At 69.0% G+C, this 23,844-nt stretch carries 20 protein-coding genes; 14 read left to right on the forward strand and 6 right to left on the reverse strand.

Going from position 1 to position 23,844, the window contains the following annotated elements:
- Positions 1-26 precede the first annotated feature (26 nt).
- The gene (locus BXA03_RS08815) at positions 27-1,112 is read left to right on the forward strand and encodes a LacI family DNA-binding transcriptional regulator (RefSeq protein WP_076506263.1); all 1,086 of its coding nucleotides are present in this window, start codon (positions 27-29) and stop codon (positions 1,110-1,112) included.
- A gap of 19 nt (positions 1,113-1,131) precedes the next feature.
- Here BXA03_RS08815 and BXA03_RS08820 read toward each other — a convergent pair whose 3' ends face one another.
- Positions 1,132-3,726 carry a putative bifunctional diguanylate cyclase/phosphodiesterase gene (locus tag BXA03_RS08820; RefSeq protein WP_076506266.1) on the reverse strand — a complete coding sequence of 865 codons (2,595 nt, stop codon included), beginning with the start codon at positions 3,724-3,726 and terminating at the stop codon, positions 1,132-1,134.
- Between the two features lie 5 nt (positions 3,727-3,731).
- Positions 3,732-4,208, reverse strand: a complete 477-nt coding sequence (locus BXA03_RS27490; protein WP_076506267.1) for a prepilin-type N-terminal cleavage/methylation domain-containing protein — start codon at positions 4,206-4,208, stop codon at positions 3,732-3,734.
- A gap of 340 nt (positions 4,209-4,548) precedes the next feature.
- Here BXA03_RS27490 and BXA03_RS08830 point away from each other — a divergent pair, with 340 nt between their 5' ends.
- From BXA03_RS08830 to BXA03_RS08845, 4 genes are all read left to right on the forward strand, one after another.
- Positions 4,549-5,076 (forward strand): ankyrin repeat domain-containing protein, encoded by a 528-nt coding sequence (locus BXA03_RS08830; RefSeq protein WP_076506269.1) that lies wholly within the window; start codon positions 4,549-4,551, stop codon positions 5,074-5,076.
- A 94-nt stretch (positions 5,077-5,170) separates the two neighbouring features.
- Positions 5,171-6,337, forward strand: coding sequence for a CaiB/BaiF CoA transferase family protein (locus BXA03_RS08835; protein ID WP_076506272.1), 1,167 nt, complete (start codon positions 5,171-5,173; stop codon positions 6,335-6,337).
- Entirely contained in the window at positions 6,334-6,936 is a 603-nt protein-coding gene (locus BXA03_RS08840) for a cysteine dioxygenase family protein (RefSeq protein ID WP_076506274.1), read from the forward strand. Before BXA03_RS08835 ends, BXA03_RS08840 begins: the two co-directional genes overlap by 4 nt.
- Positions 6,933-7,706 carry an enoyl-CoA hydratase/isomerase family protein gene (locus tag BXA03_RS08845; protein ID WP_076506277.1) on the forward strand — a complete coding sequence of 258 codons (774 nt, stop codon included), beginning with the start codon at positions 6,933-6,935 and terminating at the stop codon, positions 7,704-7,706. Before BXA03_RS08840 ends, BXA03_RS08845 begins: the two co-directional genes overlap by 4 nt.
- Before the next feature lie 26 nt (positions 7,707-7,732).
- On the opposite strand, the gene BXA03_RS08850 is transcribed toward BXA03_RS08845, so the two are convergent.
- The 3 genes from BXA03_RS08850 to BXA03_RS08860 all read right to left on the reverse strand — a co-directional run bounded on the left by BXA03_RS08850 (position 7,733) and on the right by BXA03_RS08860 (position 12,447).
- A complete protein-coding gene (locus tag BXA03_RS08850) occupies positions 7,733-9,196 on the reverse strand; it encodes a DUF1501 domain-containing protein (protein WP_076506279.1) in 1,464 nt (487 codons plus the stop codon).
- Between the two features lie 21 nt (positions 9,197-9,217).
- Complete coding sequence (locus tag BXA03_RS08855) at positions 9,218-11,119, reverse strand: DUF1800 domain-containing protein (RefSeq protein WP_234983636.1); 1,902 nt, start codon at positions 11,117-11,119, stop codon at positions 9,218-9,220.
- Between the two features lie 296 nt (positions 11,120-11,415).
- Positions 11,416-12,447 carry a LacI family DNA-binding transcriptional regulator gene (locus tag BXA03_RS08860; protein WP_076506283.1) on the reverse strand — a complete coding sequence of 344 codons (1,032 nt, stop codon included), beginning with the start codon at positions 12,445-12,447 and terminating at the stop codon, positions 11,416-11,418.
- A 123-nt stretch (positions 12,448-12,570) separates the two neighbouring features.
- Here BXA03_RS08860 and BXA03_RS08865 point away from each other — a divergent pair, with 123 nt between their 5' ends.
- The 9 genes from BXA03_RS08865 (at position 12,571) to BXA03_RS08905 (ending at position 21,173) form a co-directional block, all read left to right on the forward strand.
- Positions 12,571-13,437 carry a dioxygenase family protein gene (locus tag BXA03_RS08865; RefSeq protein ID WP_076506285.1) on the forward strand — a complete coding sequence of 289 codons (867 nt, stop codon included), beginning with the start codon at positions 12,571-12,573 and terminating at the stop codon, positions 13,435-13,437.
- Positions 13,438-13,486: 49 nt separating this feature from the next.
- Positions 13,487-14,251 carry an SDR family NAD(P)-dependent oxidoreductase gene (locus tag BXA03_RS08870; protein ID WP_076506288.1) on the forward strand — a complete coding sequence of 255 codons (765 nt, stop codon included), beginning with the start codon at positions 13,487-13,489 and terminating at the stop codon, positions 14,249-14,251.
- Positions 14,252-14,330: 79 nt separating this feature from the next.
- Positions 14,331-15,221 carry a beta-keto acid cleavage family enzyme gene (locus BXA03_RS08875; protein ID WP_076506300.1) on the forward strand — a complete coding sequence of 297 codons (891 nt, stop codon included), beginning with the start codon at positions 14,331-14,333 and terminating at the stop codon, positions 15,219-15,221.
- Positions 15,218-16,225, forward strand: a complete 1,008-nt coding sequence (locus BXA03_RS08880; protein WP_076506303.1) for a quinone oxidoreductase family protein — start codon at positions 15,218-15,220, stop codon at positions 16,223-16,225. Before BXA03_RS08875 ends, BXA03_RS08880 begins: the two co-directional genes overlap by 4 nt.
- Positions 16,226-16,247: 22 nt before the next feature.
- Positions 16,248-16,613, forward strand: coding sequence for a cupin domain-containing protein (locus BXA03_RS08885; protein WP_076506306.1), 366 nt, complete (start codon positions 16,248-16,250; stop codon positions 16,611-16,613).
- Positions 16,614-16,670: 57 nt separating this feature from the next.
- A complete protein-coding gene (locus BXA03_RS08890; protein WP_076506309.1) occupies positions 16,671-17,660 on the forward strand; it encodes a tripartite tricarboxylate transporter substrate binding protein in 990 nt (329 codons plus the stop codon).
- 18 nt (positions 17,661-17,678) lie between these two features.
- Positions 17,679-19,730 (forward strand): amidohydrolase, encoded by a 2,052-nt coding sequence (locus tag BXA03_RS08895; RefSeq protein ID WP_076506312.1) that lies wholly within the window; start codon positions 17,679-17,681, stop codon positions 19,728-19,730.
- 18 nt (positions 19,731-19,748) lie between these two features.
- On the forward strand, positions 19,749-20,729 hold the full coding sequence (denD, locus tag BXA03_RS08900; RefSeq protein WP_076506315.1) for a D-erythronate dehydrogenase: 981 nt from the start codon (positions 19,749-19,751) through the stop codon (positions 20,727-20,729).
- A gap of 33 nt (positions 20,730-20,762) precedes the next feature.
- The gene (locus BXA03_RS08905) at positions 20,763-21,173 is read left to right on the forward strand and encodes a PPC domain-containing DNA-binding protein (RefSeq protein ID WP_076506318.1); all 411 of its coding nucleotides are present in this window, start codon (positions 20,763-20,765) and stop codon (positions 21,171-21,173) included.
- Positions 21,174-21,314: 141 nt separating this feature from the next.
- Here the strand turns inward: BXA03_RS08905 and BXA03_RS26530 are convergent, their stop codons facing one another.
- The gene (locus tag BXA03_RS26530; protein ID WP_143476252.1) at positions 21,315-23,471 is read right to left on the reverse strand and encodes a hypothetical protein; all 2,157 of its coding nucleotides are present in this window, start codon (positions 23,469-23,471) and stop codon (positions 21,315-21,317) included.
- Positions 23,472-23,844: the final 373 nt, after the last annotated feature.

The raw sequence follows: 23,844 nt of genomic DNA on the forward strand, positions 1-23,844 counted from the left end.
GCCCTTGGCGGCCATCGGTGCTAACCATGAAGCCTGCTTCTTCCTCGTCTTCTTCCTCCTCCTCCACGCCGCGGGCGCCACGCCGCAAGGCGGGCACGCACACCATCCATGACGTGGCCGCCCTGGCCGGCGTCTCGGCGATCACGGTGTCGCGCTACTTCAATGCGCCCGAGAAGGTGTCGGCCGCCGCGCGGGAGCGGCTCAAGGAGATCGTGGACCGCCTGGGCTACGTGCCCAGCCAGATGGCGGGCGGACTGGCCTCCGGCCGCGGCCGCGTGGTGTGCGCCGTGATGCAGAACATCGCCAGCAGCACCTTTGCCGACCTCGTCAACGGGATGACGGACGAACTGAAGGCCTCGGGCCTGCAACTGCTGCTGGCCAATGCCCAGTATTCGCGCGAGCTGGAGGAGGCGGCCATCCGCACCTTTGCCGGCTGGCATCCCAGTGCGCTGATCCTGACGCGCGACGACCACACGCCGGCGGCCGAAGCCATGCTGCAGGCGCTCGACATCCCGGTGGTAGAGGCCTGGGGGCTGGTCGAGGGCCGGCCCTTCCACCAGGTCGGCTTTCCGCATCCCGAGGCGGGCGTGCAACTGGCCGAGCACTTCCTGGCGCAGGGCGCGACGCGCATCCGCTTCGTGCTGCCGCGGGCCAGCCAGGACTTCCGCGCCGAACAGCGGGCTGCCGGCTACCGCCAGGCCATGCAGGCTGCCGGCCTGCCGCCCGATGTGGCCGTGGCCGAAGTCGATGACGACTATGAGGCGGGCGCGCGCGTGATGGCCGCCCATGCGGCGCAGGCGCCGGGTGCCCGGCCGCAGGCGTTGGTCTTCGCCAACGACAACATGGCGGCCGGCGCCATCCTGGAAGCACCGGCCCGGGGTCTGGCGCTGCCGCGCGACGCCGCCATCGCGGGCTTTGGCGACGCACCGATCTCGGTGCGGCTGCGACCGGCGCTGACCACGCTGCGCCCGGCCCGCTACGAGATCGGCCAGCAGACGGCCCGGCGCGTGTTGGGCCTGCTGGGGACGACACAGCCCGAGACACGGGCGGCGAGTTGCACGTTGGTGCCCTGCACGCTGGTCGTGCGGGAGAGCAGCCGCATCGTCCGCTGAGGCGCGGCGCGGCCACTGCCTACCACGGGGCGGCGGATTGCTCCCGTTCCCCGCCGGCCGGCAACACCAGCGCCTCCACCGGAACCGGGGCACTGAAGAGGTAGCCCTGCAGTTCGTCCACGCCCAGCTCGCGCAGCAGCGCGGCCTGGGCCTCGGTCTCCACGCCTTCGGCCACCACGCGCTTGTCAAGCGCCGCGGCCAGCGCCACGATGGCCGAGGCGATGGCGTAGGCCGTGGTCTGCTGGCCGAAGGCCTGCACGAAGCTCTTGTCGATCTTGAGCGTGTCCAGGGGCAGGGTGCTCAGGTAGCTCATCGCCGAATAACCGACGCCGAAGTCGTCGAGCGCGATGTCGAAGCCCATGGCGCGCAGCCGGCCCAGCTTGTGCACGCAGCCCTCGATGTCGCGGAAGAAGGCGCCTTCGGTGATCTCCAGCTCGATGGCGCCGCGCGCCAGCGGAAAGGCGGCCGCCAGCGCCTCCACCTGCGGCACGAAGTCGCGGTGCGCCAGCTGCAGCGGCGACAGGTTGACCGACAGCCGCGTGAGCGGCGGATTCGCCTGCATGCGCCAGTGACTGACCTGCTGCATGGCCTCGCGCAGCACCCACAGGCCGATCTCGCCGATCAACCCGGCCTCTTCGGCGATGGGAATGAAGCGGTCGGGCGGGATGCGGCCCTTGACGGGATGCTGCCAGCGCAGCAGCACCTCGGCCGAGGCGACGACGCCATCGATGGCCCGCACACGCGGCTGGAAGAGCAGGAAGAGCTGACCCGCGGCCAGCGCGCCCGCCAGACTGCGGCGCAGCTCCAGGCGCTCGGCCGTGGACGCATTGAGCGTGCTGGTGTAGTCGACCACCCGGTTGCGGCCGCCCGACTTGGCGGCGTACATGGCGGCATCGGCGTTCTTGAGCAGCGTCTCGTGGTCGCGGCCATGGTCGGGGAAGGCCGCCACGCCAATGCTGGCGCCGATCTGCACGTCTAGGGCATCGATGCGGAAGGGCTGCTGCATGGCGGTGAGCACGCCCTGCAGCAAGGTGTGCAGGGCGTCGGAACTCTCGCCACAGACCATCAGCACGAACTCGTCGCCGCCCATGCGGGCAAGCCGCGCATCGGCACTGGCCAGGCTGGCGCGCAGGCGGTAGGCCACCTGCTGCAGCAGCCGGTCGCCCACGCTGTGGCCGTAGGCGTCGTTCACGTCCTTGAAGCCGTCCAGGTCGATGAAGGCCACGGCCAGCACATCGTCGCGCTGCGCGGCTTGCGCCATGGCCTGGTCGAGGGCATCGACCAGGCCCAGCCGGTTGAGCAGGCCGGTCAGGCTGTCCACCACGGCGCGCGAGACGAGCTGGCGCTCCCGCTCGTCGGCCTGCACCGCGACAGCCAGGCGGGCGCACAGGGCCTCGGTCTCCTGACGGCTGCGGGCGGGCCAGGGCGTGGCCTGCGTGGTGTCCACCTGAAGCGTGAAGGTGCTGTCCGCGCGCTGCGCCACAGGCAGCACTTCGACGTGCACCGGCGTCGCGTTCGGCGCCGGCGCGCGGTGCTGCAGGTGCCGGTCGGCATCGAGCACCAGCTCGTCCGCCGGTCCGCCGTCCTTGGGCGTGATGCGGAATGCGAAGCGCCGCGCCGGATCCGAATCCGTCAGATGCAGGAGCGCAAGGGCCGCGATGTCCTGCAACGGTTGCCGCGCCAGGATGGCCGTGTCCATCTGGGCGAGCACCTGCGAGAAGGCAAGGTCTGCGCCGATCTCTCCGACCATGCCGTTGAAGGAGTCGGCCAGCTCGCGGAATTCGTCCGTCATGACCGCGGCATCGACGCGCTGGCCGAAGTCGCCGGTGCGCACCGCGCGCGTGGCCTCGATCAACGCCTCCAGCGGCCGGGTGATGCGCCGCGAGTAGAAGGAGCTGGCAATCAGTGCCAGCAGGAAGGCCAGGCCCGTGGCCTGGGCCAGCGCGGCGCCGCTGCCCAGCGGAAGGAAGCGGTAGGCATCGCGCTGTGGCGCTGCGGTGATCAGCCAATCGGCGCCATCGAACACCGGCGCCATGTACAGCGGTCGCGCATGCGCCAGCTCGACCAGATGACCCTGCAGTGGCGAGAGGCAGTGCGGGCCTGGGGCCTGCTCGCTCTGGACGCAGACGGTATGACTGCTGCTGGCAAGGTTCTCCAGCAGATATTCGGGCCGTATGCGGCCTTCGATGCTGCCACCGCCCGGCGCGGCGATCCGCATCACCGGCTGCACGCCGATGCCGCCCGCCGCGGGCAGCAGCTGGACTTCGCTGCGCGGCCCCGCCAGCGCTTTGGCGGTGGGCACGACGCCGTCGAACACCGTCGCCGCCTGCAGTTCCAGCGCGTCGTTGGGCATGCCGCTGGCCTCGGCCTGGGCGCGCGCGCGAAGCAGCAGTTCGGCAGCGCGCAGCCGATCGTAGAGGTTCACGTTCGCCGCCTTGGTGGCCTCGGCCATCAGCCGCTGGGTGGCACGTCGCTGCAGCGCGTCGGTCAGCTCGTAGGAGATCAGCGACACGCCCAGCAACGGCAGCGCGACGATGACGAAGGCACCCAGGAAGATCCGCCAGCCCCAGCGGCTGCGGAACACGACGGTGAAGCGCTGCCAGGGCCCGGCCATCGTGCTCAGTAGTCGGAGGCCTTGCCGATGAAGGCGCCGTCGTTGGCGCGGATGATGTCGTCCTCGCTTGCCTTGGCGGTCAGGGGCGGCACGCTGCGGCCGTCCGGCCCCATGCTGTAGAGGTCGAAGTCGCTGTTGAGCGGGTGCAGCGAACGGTCCTTGCGCTTCTGGCCCACGGTGGCGCCCGCCATCGCCAGGTACTGGTAGTCGTTGCCCCAGGGGTCCGGCTGGGTCCAGCCGATCTGGGTGAGCGAGTCCGGGTAGCCGGCATTGGCCATGGCGTACATGCTGAGCTTGGCGGCGATCACGCCGATGTCACGCACGGCGTCGTTGACCTTCATGCGCTCCCGATAGTCGGCATAGCGCGGCAGGCCGATGGCCGCCAGCACGCCGATCAGCGCGATGACGATCAGCAATTCGAGAAGGGTGAAGCCAAGCAGCCACCGTCGCCGTGTGGTGGTGGTCCCCCATCGGTCTTTCATGGGTGAAGTGATCCGCACGCAGTTGAGCAGTCAAGAAAGGCCAGAGCTTGCGATGAATGTAAACAAATGCAAGCAGGACAGCGCCCCATTTGGTGGAGAGGTCAGTCGGTTTGGGGGAAGGCGCGGCGAGCTCAACACGCTTTAAAGAAATGCAATGTGTATTATGTCAACTAAAACGTCGACCCGGCGCAGCGGACGTCGCGGCGGTGAATCCGCCGCACCGCGGCAAGACGCACGCGCTCGGGTGACTTGGCGGCACCCTGGGTTGGGCCGGCCTCGCCCCACCCCGCCGTAGCAGAATGATTCGTTCGAGCCTTCAACGACTACCCAGGACCACGACATGACCCACCCAGGCGACGGCTCAGAGCCACCCAACGAAGAGTTTCTCGAGTTTGCACGCCAGGTCTTCCAGCTTGCACGCACCGGCGATGCTCAAAGGCTTGCGTCTTTGCTGGAGAAAGGTCTCCCGCCCAACATGAGCAACCACAAGGGCGACACGCTCCTGATGCTCGCGGCCTATCACGGACACATCGAGGCGACCAAGGCCTTGCTCGACGCGGGCGCAGAACCCGACCGGTACAACGACATGGCCCAGACGCCGATGGCGGCTGCCGCGTACAAGGGCTACGAGGCCGTCGTCGAGCGGCTTCTCGCTGCCGGCGCTCGTCCGAATTTCGCTCCTCCCGGCGGCAAGACGCCTCTGATGTTCGCCGCGATGTTCAACCGCCTCGAGATCGTCAAGCTGCTTCTGCAACACGATGCCGACCCCGCTGTTCTGAGCTCTGAGGGGCTGGACGCGCTGAGTCTTGCCCGAAGCATGGGCGCGGCCGACACCGCCGCGTTCCTCGAAATGCGGATGGCTGCTTAGCCAAACTGTCGCTTCGACCTCGCATCGCACCCATCTGCCCGCAGCGGCGAACGCGCTTTCCCCGAGCCGGCGCCGCGTCTTCCAGGTTTCTTCCATGACTGCTGCCTCTCCCCCGATCCTTCCCTTGTCCGGTGTGCGCGTCGTCGAGTTCTGCTCGACCGCCTCGGGGCCGTTCTCGACCATGCTGCTGTCCGACATGGGGGCCGAGGTGGTCAAGATCGAGCCGCCCGCCGGTGACGGCCTGCGCCAGTGGCCGCCGCTGAACCAGGGCTACAGCGAGAACTTCGCCTCGCTCAACCGCAACAAGCGCTCGGCGGTGCTGGACCTCAAGAATGCCGACGATCTGGCCGTGGCGCGGCGGCTGATCCTCGAGGCCGATGTGCTGGTCGAGAACAATCGCCCCGGCGTGATGGACCGGCTCGGACTGGGCTACGCGGCCCTGTCGGCCGACAAGCCCACGCTGCTGTTCTGCTCGATCTCGGCGTATGGGCAGAGTGGCCCGCGGGCCACCGAGGGCGGCTTCGACCTGACGATCCAGGCCGCGGCGGGCGTGATGAGCGTGACCGGCGAGCCCGAGAGCGATCCCGTCAAGTGCGGCGTGCCCCTGTCGGACTTCGCGTCCGGCCTGTATGCGGCCTTCTCCATCGCCGCCATGCTGGCCCATGTGCGCGCCGGCGGCCGCGGCGCCCACATCGACATCCCCATGTTCGGCTGCACGCTGGGCGTGGCCGCGTTGCAGACGAGCGAATACTTCGGCACGGGCCGAAGCCCGGCCAAGCTGGGCTCGGCCCACCCGCGCAACGCGCCCTACCAGGCCTTCCGCGCGCAGGACGGCCATTTCGCCATCGCCGCCGGCAACCACAAGCTCTGGCTCGATGTGCTCGGCGTGGTGGGCATGCCCGAACTCGCCCAGGACGCGCGCTTCGTCACCACCACCGACCGGGCGCGCCACCAGGCGGCCCTGCGCGACATTCTCGAAGCCGTGTTCACCACCCGGCCGGTGGCGCACTGGATCGACGCCTTCCAGGCCGCGGGCGTGCCGCATGCCCGCATCAACGACTACGCCGCGGCGCTGTCCGACCCGCAGACCGAGCACATGGGCTGGGTGCAGCCGCTGCAGCTGCCGGGCGGCCAGACCACGCGCACCTTCGCGTCGCCGGTGCGGCTCAATGGCCAGGGCTTTCCGATCCGGCGTCCGCCGCCCGCCCTGGGTGAGCACACGGAGGCGCTGCGCACGGACAGCGGCTGGAGCGCCGCATGAGCGCCGTCCGCGCCGAGAGCCGGCTGCTCGAATTCGTGCGTGGGATGACACGGCTGGTCGACACCCAGGGCCCCGACGAGCCGCGGCTGCTCGCCGGCGCTGCGCCGCTGATGAAGACGCTGGTGGCGCAGGACGACTGGCTGCCCGATGCCATGGCCCAGCCGCATCCGACGTACTACCAGCAGCACCTGCTCTACGGCGATCCGCTCGACCGGTTCTCGCTGGTGAGCTTCGTCTGGGGGCCGGGCCAGCAGACGCCGGTGCATGACCACACCGTGTGGGGCATCGTGGCCATGCTGCGGGGCCGCGAATCCAGCCAGCGCTTCACGCGCGACGCCGAAGGGCGGATGACCGCCAAAGGCGAAGCGCAGGTCCTCGTCCCCGGCGAGCTGGAGATCCTCTCGCCCACCGAGGGCGACGTGCACCAGGTGTGCAACGCCCTGCCCGACCGTGTCTCCATCAGCATCCACCTGTACGGCGGCAACATCGGCCGCATCGCGCGGCATGTCTATGTACCGGGCACGACCGAGGTCAAGCCCTTCGTCTCGGGCTATTCGAACGCGCTGGTGCCCAACCTCTGGGCGGGAGCGACCGCATGAGCGCGCCGTCATCCGCGCAGGCGCCGCTGCGCACGGTGCGCACGGGCGACCTGCTGGAGATCTGGCTCGAGCGGCCCGACCGGGGCAACGCGCTGTCGGCGACGCTGGTGGCGCAGCTGCACGAGGCCGTCGAGCAGGCCAGCGCCGACCCTCGGCTGCGCCTGCTGGTGCTGCGCGGTGCCGGTCGCCATTTTTGCACCGGTTTCGATCTGTCCGCGCTCGAGCAGGAGACCGACCACAGCCTGCTCGCCCGTTTCACCCGGGTGGAGCTGATGCTGCAGGCGGTGCATGCCGCGCCCTTCCCCACGCTGGCACTGGCGCAGGGGCGCACGATGGGCGCCGGCGCCGACCTGTTCGCGGCCTGCAGCGAGCGCTGGATCGTGGGCGAGGCCAGCTTCGCCTTTCCCGGTGCGGCTTTCGGGCTGGTGCTCGGCACGGCGCGGCTGGCCGACCAGGTCGGCGCCGGCACGGCGGCCGGGTGGGTGGAGAGCGGCGCAGTCATCGACGGACCTGCCGCACTGGCGGCAGGTCTGGCGACGCGGCAGGTCGAAATGACCGACCTCGAATCGGCGCTGGCTGCCCGGCGAGAACAGGCGCAGCGGCTGGACCTGCCGACGCACCGCGCCATCCATGCCGCAGTGGCCGACGACCGCCGCCGCCGCGGCACGGACGGCGATGCGCGGGACCTGGCCCGGCTGGTGCGCTCGGCCGCCCGCCCGGGCCTGCAGCAGCGCATCGCGGCGTATCGCGACGCCCAGCGCAAGGCCTGACCGGGCCCCGGCCCCGTCGGGCCGTCTCAGGCGGCCATGAACCCCAGGTCGCGCGGATAGGCGATGCCGTTCGCGCTGCCGCCGAAGTTGCGCAGGTTGGGCAGGATGCGCAGCTGGTCGGCATCGGCCACGCCGAACCACTTGGCCAGTGTGGCGGCGTACTGGTCCACCGAGGTGGTGGGCAGCAGGCGGCCCTGGCCCACGTGCCACTGGTCGGCCTCGGCGCTGGTGTTGCCCACGCTCACCGGCGGCGGCGTGCCATAGAAGGACTTGCCGCGCACGGCGCCGCCGACCACGAAATGGTGGCTGCCCCAGCCGTGGTCGCTGCCGTCGCCATTGCTCGACAGCGTGCGGCCGAAGTCCGAGGCGGTGAACTGCGTGACGCTGCCGCCCAGGCCCAGGTTGTCCATCTGCGCCTGGAAGGCGGCCATCGCGTCCGACACCTTGCCCAGCAGCCCGCCATGGTTGGCGATGAGGTTGTCGTGAAGATCGAAGCCGCCCAGCGAGACGAAGAACACCTGCCGACGCACGCCCAGGGTGCTGCGGCCGCGGATCAGTCGCGCCACCATGGCGAGCTGGTCGGCCAGACTGTTGTTGGCCGGGAAGGTGCCGCTGGCAAAGGCCGAGCCGATGGCGCCGTTGACGGTGTCCGCAGCGCCGATGGCGCGTGCCGTGACGCGGTTGTATTCGTTCTCCAGCACGTGGCTGCGCGGCTGCTGCACCAGCTGGGCGAGCGCGGTGTTGAGCTTGCGCGAGCCGAAGGTGCTGCCGCCGCTGCGTGCCGGGTTGATGGCCACCGCGCCGCTGGTGCCCACCTGGTAGCACAGCGCGTTGTCGCCCGAGAGGAAGACCGCATTGCCACTGACCGAGATGCAGGTGAAGGTCGCGCCCGTGTTGCCGGCCAGGAACTCGTCGGCGATGTTGCCGCCCCAGCCCACGGTTGCGCCCTCGGGCGACGAGGCCTGCCACACCGACTGCTGGTCGTTGTGCGAGAACAGGTTGCGCGGCACCGGATAGGTGGTGCGGTTGCCGCCCGCGTACTGCGCCCGTGTCATGGGCACGACCAGCGGGCCCACGTTGAGCATCACCGCCGCCTGGCCGGCCTGGAAGAGTCGCGCCATGGCCGTCATGGACGGGTTGAGCGCGTACTCGCGGCCCCCGGCCAGGGCGGTGGTGGGTGCCAGCCGCGTGGCGGCCAGCGCCGAGTCCTTGGCCAGGGCGATGCCGCCCTGCGCCTGCGGGATGCGGATGGTGCTGTATGCGGAATGGCTGGCGTCGTCGTAGGTGACGACGGTGTTGGCGTAGTCGTTGCCGCCGTAGAGGAAGACGCAGACCAGCGCCTTGTAGTCGTTGGCGGACTGGGCCGCGGCATCGCCCATGGCGGCCAGGCTCAGGGCCCAGGGCATGGCGCTGCCCGCCAGGCCCAGGTGGCCGGCGCGGCGCAGGAAGGCGCGGCGGCTGTGCCGCGCGTCGGTGTCGATGAGATGCATGGGGAACGGATCAGGCGGTGGTCACTTCTGGACCAGGTATTCGGGGCAGCTCATGACCAGCAGCACCGCGGCGGTGATGCGGTTGAGCTTGACGGCGTCGGTGCTCGATGCCGTCACGGGCGGGTCGCTCAGCGCGTCGACGACCAGCGCGCGGGTGGCATTCGAGAGCTGGCTGGCGGTGAGCACCAGCGACAGCTGGTCCACCAGCGCCGCCGGGTCGAGCACCAGCGCCTTCTCGCGCGTGTACGCGGCCAGCACGTCGCGGCTGTTGAAGCCGGCCTGCAGGATGCTCGCCATGAAGTTGATGTAGCCGCCCACGCCCGTCTCGTTGACGATCTGGAACTCCGGCGCCACCAGCCCCTGCGTGGCCAGGGCGGTGGAAGGCGGCACATAGCCCGGCCGGAAGAAGTTGAACACCGAGGGCGAGCGCAGCGGGCTCTGGCCCAGCCCGAAGATGCTGCTCGACAGGTTGCCGATGCGCCAGGTGCCGGCCGCCGACGTGACGCCGAAGCTGCGCGCCCATTGCGCGAGCCGCACCATCGGCTCGCGCACGCGGCCCCAGGTGGGCGCCGTGAGGCCTTCGGGGCCGCGGGCCTCGTTGTCCAGCAGCACGGCGGCGACCACGCTCTTGATGTCGCCGCGCACGCCGGCGCCGTTGTCCACGAACACGTCCGCCACCCGCCGTACATAGGCCGGCGAGGGATTGCTGCACACCAGCCGCTGGATCAGCTGCCGGCTGATGAAGGGCGCCGTGTTGGGATGGTTGGTCAGCGCATCGAGCGCGATGCGCAGCGCCTCGGCGCCCGGGGTGCCGGCGGCGATGCTCGTGCCCAGAAAGCGCACGGCCAGGGTGGAATGCCGCGAGGCATTGAGCGCCATGGGCCGCTGCGTCCAGGCATTGCTCTCGATGGCGTTGGCGGCGCCGGGCAGCGTGACGCTGCCCGATTCGCCGCTGCGGATGTCCAGGTCGTAGCCGGTGAACACGCGGGCCAGGTTGGTGACGTCGTCCAGCGTGTAGGTGTCCAGCGGGCGGCCATTGGCGTCGACGCGCGCACGGCCGTCCTGCTCCAGCTGCACCAGGCCGATGGTCACCAGCTGCATCACCTCGCGCGCATAGTTCTCGTCTGGCTGGCGGCCGGTGGTGGCGTTTTCCTTCTGGTTGCCGCGGGTGTTGAGGAACAGGCCCATCGCCGGGTTCAGCGTCACGTCCTCCAGCAGCTGGCGGAAGCTGCGGCGCGTGCCGGCCACCAGCATGTCCCAGTACTGCGCCATGGCATGCACCGGCCAGTTGCTGCCGATGGAGCCGGCCGAAACCACGAAGATCTCCGACAGCGCCAGCGCCACCCGCTGGCGCACCGCATCCGCGGGCACGATGAGCTGGCGCCACGCCATCGCATCCACATCGAGCGTGTTGGCCGTGGAGCGATAAGGCAGCGATTCGAGCCAGGCCCAGGCCGCCTGGCTGGCCGGCGCGTCGAACTGCGCAGACAGCCAGGCGCGGTAGCCCTGGCTGCGCACCGCGGCGATGTCCTCGGGCGTGGCCGAGAACTGGGCCTGCAGCAGAAAGCGCGCGGCTTCGGCGTCGTTCTGCGGCTGGAGGTAGCGGTAGGTCTGGGCCGTGGGGGTATTGGTCAGGGCACCGAGCGCGGGTCCGCCGCTGCGCGCCGGAGCCGCCGGCGCGGGCGCCGCCCCGGTCGACCCCACGCCGATCGGCAAGACGCCGCCGCCCCCTCCCCCGCCTCCGCCGCCTCCGCACGCGGCCAGTGCGGCCGATGCCAGTCCGGCTGCCCAGATCCCGGCGTGGCCGGTGGCCGCCGGTGGCGGCGGGGCTGCTGTGTCCGGCTCGTCGACCTTCATCGCCGACGCGGCGCGCGCCACAGTCGCTTGCCCGGCCTCGTCCGGGCATGCCATCACTTCACTCATTCACATCCTCGTCATGACGCGGCGACCGCAGTCCTCATTGGCCGCAACACGTCCCCACTGCTGAATCGGAGGCAACAGTCATGCCGACGGCCTAGTCCAACGGCAGGCGGCGAGGCAATACGCAAAAAGTTTTAGCAAGTCGAGCGCTTGCTGGCGGGAGCGGGACAATTGTGTCAATTCGTGAATTAATTGACAAAGTTGTCACGTCCTGCCACTTTGGCATCTGGGCGCCCGGCCTGGCGTTGGCGGCCGAGTCGCCCCCACGGAGCCGCACGCAGGGCGCGCGGCCGAACGCATCAATACGCAGCCGGGGCCGAAGTGGATGCACGCACGATCAACTCCGGCCGCAGCACCACCGTCGAGGCCAGCAGCGCCTGCCCCTCGATGGCCTGGAACAGCATCTCCGCCGCCTGCCAGCCCAGCTCGCGGTGCGGCAGGCGGATGGTGGTGAGCGGCGGATCGACCATGTCCACCAGCGGCATGTCGTTGTGGCCGGTGATGGAGATGTCCTGCGGAATGCGCAGGCCGGCCGCGCGCAGCACGTCGTAGGCGCCCAGCGCCACCAGGTCGTTGCAGCAGACCACCGCGCCGGGCCGCTCGCCCTCGCCCTCCAGCAGCGCGTGCATGGCCTGCTGGCCGGCCTCTCGGCTGTAGCTGTCGCATTCGACGATGCGCGGCGGCGGCAGGCGGTGGTCGCGCAGCGCCTGCTCCACGCCCTGGCGGCGGCCCACGCCGGTGGGCACGGTCTGCGGGCCCGCCAAGTGCGCGATGCGGCGATGGCCCAGTGCCACCAGGTGGTCGACGGCCAGCTTCATGGCCAGGCGGTCGTCGCTCACCGCCGCGGGCAGGCGTCCGCTCTCGTCGGCGCGGTTGACCATCACGGCGTGCATGCCGCTGTCGCGCACGAAGTCGATCAGCGGGTCCTCGCGCAGCGCGATGGCCATCACCAGGCCGTCGATCTGCTGCGCCTTCATGCGCGCGAGGATGGGCTGCGCCAGCTTGGGGTCGCCCACGTTGGCCACGAAGACGAAGTAGCCGCGCGCCGCCGCCGCGGCCTCGATGCCCTGCAGGATGGGCGGGAACACCGGGTTGGTGATGTCCGGCAGCAGCACGCCGATGGTGTGGGTGCGGCCGGTGCGCAGCGCCGAGGCCGCGCGGTTGGGCTGGTAGCCCAGGCGGCGGGCCGTCTCTTCCACCAGCTCCAGCACCTCCTTGCTGATGCGCTTGCGCCGCGCCGGATCGAGGGCGCGCGAGACGGTCGACACATGCACGCCGCTGGCGGTGGCGACATCGCGGATGGTGACTTTGGGCGTCTTGGCGGCAGTCATGTGTGCAAACGTTTGCCTTTCTGGCAGCGGCATGTCAAGAGGGTCAATGCTGCGATTGTGCCCTTTGCTTTGCGCCAGATCAGGACCAATAATGTGCAAACGTTTGCACACGGAGCCCCGGTCATGAACATCGTGACGACCCCCGACTCGGTGCTGCCCATCGCCCTGGATGCGATGGCCCGCACGCCCAACCCCCGGCTGCGCGAGGTGATCGCCTCGCTCACCCGCCACCTGCATGCCTTCGTGCAGGAGGTGAAGCTCAGCGAAGAGGAGTTCGAGCAGGCGCTGGACTTCATTGTCGCCATCGGCCAGGCCACCGGCGAGAAGAAGAACGAGGTGGTGCTGGCCGCCGACATCCTCGGCATCTCGACCCTGGTGGCGCTGCAGAACAACCAGGATCCGCAGGGCGAGTCGCCCTCTGCCCTGCTGGGCCCCTTCTGGCGCGCCAATGCGCCGGACTGCGCCTGCGGCGATTCCATCGCCCGCTCGGGCACACCGGGCGTGCCGCTGTTCGTCTCGGGCGTGGTGCGCGACGGCCAGGGCCGGCCACTGGCCGACGCCATGGTGGACGTATGGCAGGCCTCGCCCGTGGGCCTGTACGAGAACCAGGACCCGACGCAGGAGAACATGAACCTGCGCGGCCGCTTTCGCACCGATGCCGAGGGCCGCTACCACTTCCAGAGCGTGCGGCCCGCCGGCTACCCCGTGCCGGTGGACGGCCCCTGCGGCGTGCTGCTGAAGGCCCAGCGCCGCCATCCCAACCGGCCGGCGCACCTGCACTTCATGGTCAGCAAGCCGGGCTTCAAGGTGCTGGTCAGCCAGGTCTATGCCGACGACGACGAGAACCTCGAAAGCGACCCGACCTTCGGCGTCACGCGCCGGCTGATCGGCCGCTATGCGCTGCAGCCCGATGGGCAGAGCGCCACGCTGGCCTACGACTTCCAGCTGGAGCCAGGCGAGACCAAGTTCCCGCGCCCGCCGATTCCCTGATCGTTCTTCTTCTTCCTCTTTCAACCCCTTCCTTCATGACTGCAAGACCATGAGCTTCACCCCTGTTTCACGCCTGGACGGCAAGGTGGCCGTCATCACCGGCGGGCTGGGCGCCATCGGCTATGCCAGCGCGCAGCGCCTGGCCGCCCTGGGCGCCACCTGCGTGCTGCTGCACCGCAAGGCCGAGGACGCCGACGCCCGCGCCGCCGCCCTGCCCTCGGCCGAGGGCCAGCGCCACGGCGCGCTGCGCGCCGACATCGTCGACAGCGCCAGCCTGCAGGCCGCCGCCGCGCAGGTGAAGGCCGATCACGGCCGCTGCGACATCCTGGTCAACAGCGCCGGCCACACCCGGCCGGTGGCTGCGGCCGACCTCGACGGCCTGACCGACGAACTGATCGACGAGCTGCTGCAGGCCAACTTCCGCGGCGTGTTCGCCACCATCCGCGCCTTCGCGCCGCTGCTCAAGGCGAGCGGCGACGGGCTGATCGTGAACGTGTCGTCCATCGCCGGCTTCACCGGCGTGGGCAGCAACCTGGCCTATGTGGCCGCCAAGGCCGGCCTGGACGTGGTGGGCGATGCGCTGGCCAAGGCGCTGGCGCCGGCCGTGCGGGTGGTGTCGGTCTCGCCCGGCGCGGTGGAGTCGGCCTTCGTGCCCGGCCGCGGCGAGGACTTCAAGGCCAAGATGGCCACCACCACGCCGCTGGGCCGCATCGGCCTGCCCGAGGACGTGGCCGCCACGGTCGAGGCGCTGGCCACCACGCTGCGCTTCGTGACCGGCACGCGCATCGTGGTGGATGGGGGGAGGCACCTATGAGCGCCGCATGGCCGCCCAAAGGCGCGAAAGCCCCCTCGGGGGGCAGCGAAGTACACGAAGTGACAAGCGTGGGGGTCCAATGAACAAGACGCTGATTACCTGCGCCGTGACGGGCAACCTGGTCAAGCCCGAGCAGACCCCGCACCTGCCCATCACCCCCACCCAGATCGCCGACGAATGCCTGGCCGCGGCCGAGGCGGGCGCGGGCCTGGTGCACATCCATGTGCGCGACCCCGGCACCGGCAAGCCGTCGATGGAGGTGGAGCTCTACCGCGAGGTGGTCGAGCGCATCCGCCGCCACGACCGCGAGCTCATCATCAACCTCACCACCGGCCCCGGCGGGCGCTTCGTGCCCAGCGATGACGACCCCAAGGTCTACGCGCCCGGCACCTCGCTGCTGCCGCCGGAGCGGCGCGTGGAACACATCGCGCTCATCAAGCCCGACGTCTGCTCGCTGGACCTCAACACCATGAACAGCGGCCCCGACGTGGTGATCAACACGCCGAAGAACGTGCGGCGCATGGCCAAGGTGATCCGGGAGGCGGGCGTGAAGCCCGAGCTGGAGATCTTCGACTCCGGCGACATCAACCTGGCGCTGGACCTGATCGCCGATGGCACCCTCGACGGCCCCGGCATGTGGACCTTCGTGCTGGGCGTGAAGTACGGCTTTGCGCCCACGCCCGAGACGCTGCTCTACGCCCGCAACATGCTGCCGCGCGGCGCCTTCTGGAGCGCCTTCGGCATCGGCCGCATGGAGTTCCCGATCGTGGCCCAGGCCTGGCTCATGGGCGGCCATGTGCGCGTGGGCATGGAAGACAACATCTACCTGTCGCACGGTGTGCTGGCAGAAAGCAACGCCCAGCTGGTGGCCAAGGCGCGCGACATCATCCGCAGCCTGGGCGGCCAGGTGGCCAGCGCCGCCGAGGCGCGCCAGATGCTCGGCCTGCCGGCCGCAGGAGCCGCACGATGAACGCCGTTTCGAACCCGAACCCCCACGGCGCCGCCCGCGCCCTGCGCGTGGAGCAGAAGGCCACCGACCTCGCGTCGCTGCAGCTCGCCCTCGTCGACCAGCCGCCGCCCACGCCGGCCGCGGGCATGGCGGTGGTGCAGATCGGTGCCGCCGCCGTCAACCCGAGCGACGTGAAGGCCACGCTGGGCCTGATGCCCAAGGCCGTGTGGCCGCGCACGCCGGGCCGCGACTTTGCGGGCACCGTGATCGCCGGGCCCAGCGCCTGGATCGGCCGCGAGGTGTATGGCTCCGGCGGCGATGTGGGCATCACCCGCGACGGCTCGCATGCGCGCTACCTGCTGCTGCCCGAAGCCGCCTTGCGCGAACGCCCCCGCAACATCTCGATGGACGAAGCCGGCGCCGTGGGCGTGCCCTTCGTGACGGCCTACGAGGGCTTCCGTCGCAGCGGCATGCCGCAGGCGGGCCAGGTGGTGCTGGTGCTGGGCGCCAACGGCAAGGTGGGTCAGGCGGCGGTGCAGCTCGCGGCCCAGGGCGGCGCGAAGGTGATCGCCGTGCAGCGCCGGCCCGGGCCCTTCGAGGGCTTCGCCTGCGCGCCAGTGGATGTCATCGATGCCAGCCACGAAGACGTGGCCGCGCGCGTGCTCGAACTCACCGGCGGGCGCGGGGCCGACGTGGTCTACAACACCGTGGGCAGCGCCTACTTCGAGGCCGCCAACAAGGCCATGGCCAAGGGTGCGACGCAGATCTTCATCGCGACGCACGACCGCGCGGTGCCCTTTGACATCTTTGCTTTCTACCGGGGCATGCACACCTACGTCGGCATCGACTCGCTGGCCATGGACTGCGTGGCCTCGACGGCGCAGCTGGACGCGATGCGCGAGGGTTTCGAGCGCGGCACGCTCAAGCCCTTTGCGGTGGCGCGCAGCTTCGGGCTGGACGAGGCGCTGCAGGCCTACCGGCAGGTGCTGTCGGGCAGCACCGACCGCGTGGTGCTGCGGCCCTGACGCCGGCACGGAGACGACCGCCATGCACGTCACCCGCTTCGACCAGGCGCCCACCTATGAGGCGCCCCGGCATTTCGACATGCGCTGCCTGCGCCTGCAGGGCAAGGAGGCCGGGCCCTCCGAACAGATGTGGATGGGCATGAGCCAGATCCTGCCCGGTGGCCACACCGGCCTGGACGGCTCGCCCATGGAAAAACTCTACCTCGTGCTCGAAGGCCGGCTCACCGTCATCGGCGAGCTCGATGGCCAGACCGAGGAGCACGAGCTCGGCCCCTACGACTCCTGCTGCTTCGCGCCGGGCGAGAAGCGGCAGCTGGTCAACCGCAGCAACCGGCCGGTGCTGGTGGCGCTGGTGATGCCGCACGAGCCGCCAGGGCCAAAGACTTAGCGCAGCCCCAACGGCTGATCGCCCATCCCCCACAGAAGACAAAGACGGAGACAAGACATGACCTTCCCCTCGACCCGCGGCTTCGGCCGCCGCCTCTTCATCGCCGGCGCCCTGGCTGCCACGGCCTTTGCCTCTGCACACGCCCAGGGCGACTGGCCGCGCGGCCAGACCATCCGGCTGATCGTGCCGTTCACGGCCGGCAGCGGCACCGACATCGTGGCCCGGCTGGTGGCCGAGCGATTGGGCCCCGCGCTCGGCACCTCGGTGGTGGTCGAGAACAAGCCCGGCGCCGGCGGCACGCTGGGCGCGGTGCAGGTGGCGCGTGCGCCGGCCGACGGCTACACGCTGCTGGTGCATTCGGCGGGGCACCTGGTCAACCCGTCGATCTATCCCAACCTGAGCTACGACACGCTCAAGGACTTCGCCGGCATCACGCCCATGGCCAGCCTGCCCAATGTGCTGGTCACGTCGCCCGGCAAGTTCGCCGACGTGAAGGACCTGGTCGCGCAGGTCAAGGCCAAGCCGGGTGGCTTCAACTACGCCTCGGCCGGCAATGGCTCGGCCACGCACATGAATGCTGAGGTTTTCCGCCTGGCGGCGGGCATCCAGGCGCAGCATGTGCCCTTCCGCGGCACGCCCGAGGCCATGACCGAGGTGATGGGCGGGCGCGTGGACTGGTTCTTCGCGCCCATGGTGTCGGCGCTGCCGCTCATCAAGGACGGCAAGCTCAAGGCACTGGCCGTGGGCACGGGCAAGCGCTCGTCGGTGCAGCCGGACCTGCCCACCACGGTGGAGGCCGGCGTGCCTGGCTCGGAGTACCTGTTCTGGGTCGGCCTGTTCGCGCCGGCCAAGACGCCGCGGCCCGTGATCGACCGCCTGCAGGCCGAGGTCGCAAAGATCATGGCCGCGCCCGACCTCAAGGACCGCCTCGACAAGCTGGGCGCCGAGCCCTTCACCATGCCCTCGGCCCAGTTCGACACCTTCCTGGCGGACGAGACGGCCAAGAGCGCGCGCATCGTCAAGGCCTCCGGCATCAAGGTCGACTGAGCCCGGAGCCGCCTCGCCATGAAGCGCTTCAGCCTGGGCGGCAACGCCGCCGCCACGACGACTTCTGACACGCCCCGCTACCGCCACTGGTGCGACCCCGCCTGCGGCCATGAGGCCGAGCCCGAGCCGCCGCGCCGGCAGTTCCTGCGCAGCTCGCTGGGCCTGGCCACGGCCGGCGGCGTCGCGGGCCTGGGCCTGGGCGGTGCGCTGGCCGGCTGTGCCAGCACCGCACCCGCCGGCCCGGCCGACGTGGTGCTGCTCAACGCCCGCATCGCCACGGTGGACCCCAAGCGCCCGCGCGCCCAGGCGCTGGCCATCGTGGGCGAGCAGTTCGCCGCCGTGGGCAGCGATGCCGACATGCAGCGCTGGATCGGCCCGCGCACCCGCGTCATCGACGCGCAGGGCCGCACCGTGGTGCCGGGCCTCATCGACTCGCATGCGCACTTCATCCGCGGCGGGCTCACCTACACGCAGGAGCTGCGCTGGGACGGCGTGCCCTCGCTGGCCGATGCGCTGGTCATGCTGCGCGACCAGGCGCGGCGCACGCAGCCGCCGCACTGGGTGCAGGTGGTGGGTGGCTTCTCGCCCTACCAGTTCCGCGAGAAGCGGCTGCCCACGCTGCAGGAGATCAATGCCGCCACCGGCGATGTGCCCTGCTTCGTCATGAACCTGTACGACCGCGCCTTCCTGAACCGCGCGGCGCTGCGGGTGCTGGGCTTCGACCGCAACACGCCCAACCCCATCGGCAGCGTGCTGGAGAAGGACGCTGCCGGCAACCCGACCGGCCTGGTGGTCAACACCACCAGCCTGGGCGGCCTCGTGGCCCTGTTCGCGCGCGTGCCGAAGCTCTCGGACGACGACCAGGCGCTGTCGACCCAGCTCTACATGCGCGAGATGAACCGCCTGGGCCTGACCAGCGTGGTCGATGCCGGCGGCGGCGGGCAGAACTACCCCGAGCACTACAGCGGCATCGCCCAGCTCGCGGCCGAGCGCAAGATGACGCTGCGCATCTCGTACAACCTGTTCGCGCAGCGCCCGGGGCAGGAGCTGGCCGACTACCAGGCCTGGTCGCAGCGCGTCGCGCCCGGCCAGGGCGACGACTGGCTGCGCATGGTGGGCGCGGGCGAATACATCCTGTGGGCCGCCACCGACCCGGCCAACTTCGGCAAGAGCGTCGCGCCCGCCCCGGCCATCATGGAAAGCAAGCTCACCGAGGTGGCGACCTACCTCGTGGGCAAGGGCTGGCCGATCCGCATGCATGCCAGCTACGACAGCACGGCCACGCGCATCCTCGACGTGCTGGAGAAGGTCAACCGCGACGTGCCGATGAAGAATGTGCGCTGGGCGCTGGACCACTGCGAGACGCTGTCGCCGCGCTCCATGGAGCGCGTGGCCGCCATGGGCGGACGCATCGCCATCCAGAACCGCATGTCGCTGGACGGCGAGGTCTTCGCGCAGACCTGGGGCCGCGAGGCCGCGGCCGATGCGCCCGCCATCGGCCGCATGCGCGCCATGGGCCTGCCCGTGGCCTGCGGCACCGATTCGAGCCGCGCCACCAGCTACAACCCGTGGGTCTCGCTGCACTGGCTGGTCACGGGCAAGACCATGGGCGACACGCGCCTGAATGCCGACCGCAACCTGGTCAGCCGCGACGAGGCGCTGCGTATGTGGACGTTGGAGGGCGCCGCCCTGACCGGCGACGAGGCCCGCAAAGGCAGCATCCAGCCCGGCAAGCTGGCCGACTTCGCGCTGCTGTCGGACGACTACTTCGCCGTGCCCGAAGACGACATCCGCGACATCACCGCCGTGCTGACGGTGGTGGGCGGCGCGGTGGTGCACGGCAGCGGCGCCTTTGCCGCGCAGGCGCCGGCCGTGGTCAAGCCCATGCCCGACTGGCTGCCGGTGAACGTGTACGGCGGCTACCAGCAGCGGCGCAAGAGCGGTATGGCGCAGGCGCCCGGTGCGGCCGGGATGCATGGCGCCGGCTGCTGCGCCGGGTCGGCGTCGGCGCCGATCATCGTGGGCGACCGGGGGAACTGGCGCATGAGCTGCGGCTGCGCGGTGGTGTAGACCGGCGATAGTGGCGGCATGAACATCCTCATCACCGGCGGCGCAGGCTTCCTCGGCACCCTGCTGGCGCGCAGCCTGCTGCAACGCGGCAGCCTGTGCGGCCAGCCCATCGACACGCTCACCCTGGCCGACCTGCATCCGGTCGGCGATCCCGCCCTGATGGCGGACCCGCGGGTCAAGTGCGAGGCCGGCGACCTGCTGGAGCGGCTGGACGGCCTGATGGTGGGCGACCATGACGCCGTCTTCCACCTGGCCTCGGCCGTGTCGGGCGAATGCGAGGCGGACTTCGAACTGGGCCTGCGCAGCAACCTCGAAGCCACGCGACGCCTGCTGGAGGCGCTGCGCGCCCAGCACGCCCGCACCGGCAAGGCGCCGCTGTTCTTCTTTGCCAGCTCGGTCGCCGTCTATGGCGCCGACGAGGCCGTGCCGCTGCCGCCCGTCGTGCGCGACGACACCTTGCCCACGCCGCAGTCCAGCTACGGCATCCACAAGTTCATCTGCGAACAGCTGGTGGCCGACTACACCCGCAAGGGCTACATCGACGGCCGCGCCGCGCGGCTGATGACCGTGTCGGTGCGGCCGGGCCGGCCCAACGGGGCGGCCTCGGGCTTTCTCTCGGGCATCGTGCGCGAGCCGCTGGCGGGCATCGACGCCATCTGCCCGGTGGACCCGTCCACCGCCGTCGCCCTGGCCTCGCCCGACACCACCATCGCCGGCATCCTGCGCGTGGCCGAAGCCAGCCGCGCCGAGTTCGGCGGGCGCACCGCGTTGAACCTGCCGGCCCTCAGCGTCACCGTGGCGGAGATGGTGCAGGCCCTGGAGCGCAGCGCCGGCAAGGCGGTGGCCGCCCGCGTCACCGTCAAGCCGGATGCGGCCGTCGCCCGCATCGTCGGCGGCTGGCCCTCGCGCTTCGAGAGCGAGCGTGCGCGAAGACTGGGGCTGACGGCGGATGCGAGCTTCGATGCCGTCATCGCGCAGTTCCGGTCGCTGACGCGCTGAGCGCCGACTGCCCATTCCGGGCACGATGGCGCCATGAGCTTCACCCCCCTGCGCCTTTCGCCCGGCGCCGACCTGCGGCGCTCGCTGGAACAGCACGCCATCGACCATGCCGACGGCCCTGCCCTCTTCGTCGTCGCCGGCATCGGCAGCCTGGACGGCGCCGTGCTCCGCCTGGCCGCCGCCGAGCAGGAGACCCGCTGGACCGGGCCCTTCGAAATCCTCAGCCTCTCGGGCTCGCTCTCGCCCCAGGGCGCGCACCTGCACATGAGCGTGGCCGACGCGCAGGGGCGCGTGTGGGGCGGGCATGTGGGGTATGGGAACGCGGTGCGGACGACGGTGGAGCTGGTGGTGGCGGAGATGGAGGGGTGGCGGTTGGGGCGGGAGGTGGATGCGGGGACGGGGTACTTGGAACTGACCATCTCAGCGGAGAACGTCGTTCGATAGAGCTCAAGCCAATGACTGCTTCAGACTGGGAGGAGTCGATAGGGCTTGTGCGCCCGAAATACCGCTGTCGCAGATATGCGACGTTGACCCAGACGCGAGGCGGGCTATCTTGTATGGCTGAACGCAGTCCTACCGCCACCTCTACGCTTTAGCGCGCTCGGGGTCGCTACTACTCAACTCCACTTGTCCTGTCGCCGGGTCAAAACGGAACTTGTGTGCACTGTCGCTTAGTCCTCTTTGAACTACGAGTTGCTTGTATCTCCTACGCACAAACCCCAACTTGGGACCTTCAATTAGAAGCTGGGGCATTTGATGGAGCGCCAACAGCACTAGCAATCCAGAGCCGAGATAGTAAAGGGGACGATACCCACTGCTCTGGGAAATAAAGTCCCCGAGCCAAGCTAAGGCCACAGCGGCCAACACGTAGGTCGCGTAAAGCCCCCACGCGACCAGCTTGCCGTACTCCCGCGCATCCCGACCTGCCTTTTTAATAGCATTATTCAGCTGCCCCTGCGCAAGAAGGAGCGCGGTTTGGGCCTGCTGTCTATCCTCTTGCACCCTTGCCAACGCTTCAATTTGCCGCTCCACTTCCTGCACTGCTTTCTCACGCTCCTCGCGAACACTCGCAATGTGAATATCGTGATCAGCAGAAGCTGCAGCGAGCATTGCAGCACGTTCTTGCTCTAACGCAGCCCGCTGTTCGGCGAGCGCTCGACTTCGCTCGACGAATGCCTCGTCATAGATATCTTCAAGCACGTCCTCAAAATTGTCCGCCTGCAAGTACCCAACGTTGCCAAAGGTTATTTCCGTCAGGTACCGTGCAGCCCTTCCATCTGTCATCATCGCGGCGTACTTTTTGCGCCGGCTCTCATCTAACCCACTCAGAAACTGAGCCATCCGTTGCACTAATTCAGTCCGCGGTGCTACGGCGTTCGCGCAGTTCGCGAGAACGCGCTTCTTCAACAACCCCGTGATGTCGTCTGATCCACCGCACATGACGAAAAGATAGCCAGCTAGATACCGGTCTGTTACGGCGATCGGGGCATCGGGGTCGCGAGAGAAGAACGAATAGGCAACATCAACCAGTCGGGAGTTCTCGGTGAGGAAGATGTACCTCGCCTCGTGAACTTGCTTGGGAGAACTCCGCAGCCCGCCGCGAAGACGATAAGTAGCAGCGAGAGAGGCGGCGTCGCGATCACGCGAGGCGGGGTTCTCGTACCATGCAAGTCTCGCGCCGATCTGCTCCTCTTGACTTTGGGGAAGCAACGCCCAAGCAGCGCTTGTGGTCGGATTGGAAAGTACAAGGTTGACATTCAATGCTCGAAGGGCGCTCTCGACATCTGCGAGCACGGCCCGTGCAACGACCTCTGCATGTCTATCGGATCTAATCCGACGGACAGTTGGGCCGTACCCCCAAGGCTCCTGTGAGCCGCGAAGTGCTGCTTCTAATAGAGACTTTATCTCGTCAATCGTGTGCTCGAACACCGCCAATGTTGCACCTCTGAACGTCAGAGACTCTAGAAGTTCGACCGTGTGTTCTTCATCTTCTTTGGAATTGAGCCCTAGTGCCTTGATGCATATGGGCCCGTCCAGCACAATTCGTTGTCTGTCGAATGACGTATTCGTTTGAGGGTTCCCCACATCAAACAATACCTCAGAGATCACAGCACCGCTTGCGATCTGTACGATCAGATTGAAGGTGGATACCTCCTCCTCAGCCATATGGAGGAAAAATGCAGCACAAAGGACGTCCAAATCTGCGGCCGTCGCCAGATCGTCCGTAGTGCCGAACTGCGGCGTGGTGCTTGAATTTAGCGTGAGGGTTCTTGGACCGCGCACGGGTTTGTTGGTCCTAAACACGGCAGCCAAAAAGTCGAGATCGGCGATCTCACGAAAAAAGCATGCTTCTAACTCTGAATCGGGGATGTCTTGGCCGACCTTCGCTAGTCGAGGCCTTGCAAAGTCAAGGAACCGATTTACCACTGCCTCGACATTACGCTCGTCGACTTTGTCTGTCGCTTCCGCTGGTCTTGAGAAGGTAAGTTGCTGCACCGATCGCTGACCTTTCGGTGCGGTCAATGTCGTCGACTTGACAATCCCAGCAGCCTTCAGTTGCGGGATCCATTGCTCAACTGCGTACGGGTTTACGCGTAGACCAAATCTCTCTCGCAGCTCCCGAGCCAACAGAGCTGCCTGGAAAGACTCGCCATCGTGAGCAGCAGAAACTACGCCTAAGAGCGGAGCCAGAGCTGAAATGAGGTCAAGGTTGTGCCCGCTATCGCGGGCTGTTTCTGCCAAGTACGCAAATGCGACTAGCGGCGCTGACGCTCGAGACATATTTTCCCCTCCGCCAAGAATCGTACCGGAGAAGGCTGAGCGGTCAGGCCAAACTCGATCTACGGTTCATACGTCTCCCCAAGGTTCGTGGCTCTGTGTGTCGCGTTGGCCCAATAACCTGATTGATTCCGACACCGCGATCTAGGTGCTTGCCGACGACCGACGGTACCGCTGCAAAGCAGCCGCCGAACAAATCAAGCCTTCGGGCGCGAGTGCCTCTCAGTGAAGCGCTGCATTTCCCTCGCCGTTGCGCGCGACCTGATGGCTCGGGCGACGCCGGCCAGAATGACGACGGCGCCTTCGTGGGTGACGCCGGCAACCGGCGCTGTCGGCA

This window comes from Pseudacidovorax sp. RU35E, assembly GCF_900156165.1.
Classification (GTDB): Bacteria; Pseudomonadota; Gammaproteobacteria; order Burkholderiales; family Burkholderiaceae_C; genus Xenophilus.

Coding starts and splice junctions, on each gene's coding strand:
- BXA03_RS08815 (WP_076506263.1), top strand. CDS start 27: ATGAAGCCTGCTTCTTCCTCGTCTTCTTCCTCCTCCTCCACGCCGCGG.
- BXA03_RS08820 (WP_076506266.1), bottom strand. CDS start 3,726: ATGGCCGGGCCCTGGCAGCGCTTCACCGTCGTGTTCCGCAGCCGCTGG.
- BXA03_RS27490 (WP_076506267.1), bottom strand. CDS start 4,208: ATGAAAGACCGATGGGGGACCACCACCACACGGCGACGGTGGCTGCTT.
- BXA03_RS08830 (WP_076506269.1), top strand. CDS start 4,549: ATGACCCACCCAGGCGACGGCTCAGAGCCACCCAACGAAGAGTTTCTC.
- BXA03_RS08835 (WP_076506272.1), top strand. CDS start 5,171: ATGACTGCTGCCTCTCCCCCGATCCTTCCCTTGTCCGGTGTGCGCGTC.
- BXA03_RS08840 (WP_076506274.1), top strand. CDS start 6,334: ATGAGCGCCGTCCGCGCCGAGAGCCGGCTGCTCGAATTCGTGCGTGGG.
- BXA03_RS08845 (WP_076506277.1), top strand. CDS start 6,933: ATGAGCGCGCCGTCATCCGCGCAGGCGCCGCTGCGCACGGTGCGCACG.
- BXA03_RS08850 (WP_076506279.1), bottom strand. CDS start 9,196: ATGCATCTCATCGACACCGACGCGCGGCACAGCCGCCGCGCCTTCCTG.
- BXA03_RS08855 (WP_234983636.1), bottom strand. CDS start 11,119: ATGAGTGAAGTGATGGCATGCCCGGACGAGGCCGGGCAAGCGACTGTG.
- BXA03_RS08860 (WP_076506283.1), bottom strand. CDS start 12,447: ATGACTGCCGCCAAGACGCCCAAAGTCACCATCCGCGATGTCGCCACC.
- BXA03_RS08865 (WP_076506285.1), top strand. CDS start 12,571: ATGAACATCGTGACGACCCCCGACTCGGTGCTGCCCATCGCCCTGGAT.
- BXA03_RS08870 (WP_076506288.1), top strand. CDS start 13,487: ATGAGCTTCACCCCTGTTTCACGCCTGGACGGCAAGGTGGCCGTCATC.
- BXA03_RS08875 (WP_076506300.1), top strand. CDS start 14,331: ATGAACAAGACGCTGATTACCTGCGCCGTGACGGGCAACCTGGTCAAG.
- BXA03_RS08880 (WP_076506303.1), top strand. CDS start 15,218: ATGAACGCCGTTTCGAACCCGAACCCCCACGGCGCCGCCCGCGCCCTG.
- BXA03_RS08885 (WP_076506306.1), top strand. CDS start 16,248: ATGCACGTCACCCGCTTCGACCAGGCGCCCACCTATGAGGCGCCCCGG.
- BXA03_RS08890 (WP_076506309.1), top strand. CDS start 16,671: ATGACCTTCCCCTCGACCCGCGGCTTCGGCCGCCGCCTCTTCATCGCC.
- BXA03_RS08895 (WP_076506312.1), top strand. CDS start 17,679: ATGAAGCGCTTCAGCCTGGGCGGCAACGCCGCCGCCACGACGACTTCT.
- denD (WP_076506315.1), top strand. CDS start 19,749: ATGAACATCCTCATCACCGGCGGCGCAGGCTTCCTCGGCACCCTGCTG.
- BXA03_RS08905 (WP_076506318.1), top strand. CDS start 20,763: ATGAGCTTCACCCCCCTGCGCCTTTCGCCCGGCGCCGACCTGCGGCGC.